The following is a 1,473-nucleotide window of genomic DNA, read 5'->3' as shown; positions in this document are numbered from 1 at the left end:
GATGTTTTCAATACGTTACAAACGGCTCTGGGTGCTCAGTATGTGAATGATTTTAACCTGCAGCAGCGCAACTATCGGGTGTATGTTCAGGCGGATAAACAGTTTCGTGATAACCCTGAAGATATTGGGAAATTGTATGTGCGTTCTGGAAAGAATGAAATGATTTCTTTGAGCAATTTGGTGAAGATAACTCCGGTGGTGGGGGCACAAACTGTTAACCACTACAATTTATATAGGTCAATTGAAATTACTGGCACTCCGGCTCCGGGATCGAGTTCTGGACAGGCGCTAAAATCGATGGAAAAGGTGTCGGCTGAAGTTTTGCCTTCGGGTTTTGGCTATGAATGGTCGGGGAGTTCTTTAGAAGAAATTGAGTCGGGGGGTCAAGCACCAATTATTTTTGGTTTGGGGCTGATTTTTGTGTTTTTGGTTTTGGCGGCTCAGTACGAAAATTATGTCGATCCTTTCATTATTTTGCTATCGGTGCCTCTGGCAATTTTGGGTGCACTTTTAGCTCAGTCGTTGCGGGGTTTGGCGAATGATGTTTATTGCCAGATTGGTTTGGTGATGTTGATTGGATTGTCTAGTAAAAATGCGATTTTAATCGTGGAGTTTGCGAACCAGTTACGGGAGCAGGGATATTCAATTGCTAAGGCGGCAGTTGAGGCTTCTCAAGAGCGTTTACGACCGATTTTGATGACTTCTCTGGCTTTCGTTTTGGGTATTGCTCCTCTGGTTAACCCAGAAGGTGCGGGTGCAGCGAGCCGCCGATCGCTGGGGAATGCGATCGCGGGGGGGATGGTTGTTTCTACTGTCTTGAGTTTGTTTATGGTGCCGGTTCTGTATGTGGTGATTGTCTCGGCTCGCGATCGCTTTAAGAAGCGCGATCGACTAGACAATCTGCCCGATGATGGCACAATTGTGAACGGCAAAACAACTGCCGGCGAGGAGATTGAACGCGACAAAGTGTCGCCGTTTTAGTTAGGAATATCATGTCCGATAGATCGCCCATAATACAATTGCCGGGGCGGGTTTGTGAGATTGTCCGTTAGGGGCAAATATTATTGGTGAACCCGCCCCTACAGGAATCGGGGTAATCGACCGGACATGATATTACTTACTGGGCGTGGGGTGGGCGTCTCGCCCGCCCTAAAAATACAATTACTTACTGGGCGTTGATATGGGATTTCAGGGTAAAAATAAGAGATTGGCGATCGCCCAAAACCCGCCAATCCGGCATCAAAACTCCCAAAGTCCCCAGATTAGTCCGGGGATCAATTCTTCAATCGAAAATCCAAAATCTAAAATCTAAAATCTAAAATCTAAAATCGATAAAGTCCCCAGATTAGTCCGGGGATCAATTCTTCAATCTAAAATCTAAAATCTAAAATCTAAAATCGATTGACGGCGGCCCCCATCTGCCGCTACGCTTGGAAGTGAGAGGTTGCTTGCTTGTAGAGGAGGCAGCCCGCG

The 1,473-nt window shown here is 46.4% G+C and carries 1 protein-coding gene; it reads left to right on the top strand.

Annotated elements, in window-relative coordinates:
- On the top strand, window positions 1-981 hold a 981-nt coding region (locus ACUVJL_RS33295), incomplete at its 5' end, for an efflux RND transporter permease subunit (RefSeq protein WP_445249742.1).
- Window positions 982-1,473: the final 492 nt, after the last annotated feature.

The organism is Microcoleus sp. OTE_8_concoct_300 (assembly GCF_031383065.1).
Classification (GTDB): domain Bacteria; phylum Cyanobacteriota; class Cyanobacteriia; order Cyanobacteriales; family Microcoleaceae; genus Microcoleus.
The sequence above is the reverse complement of the archived record's forward strand: the minus strand, read 5'-3'. Positions and strand labels throughout refer to the sequence as shown.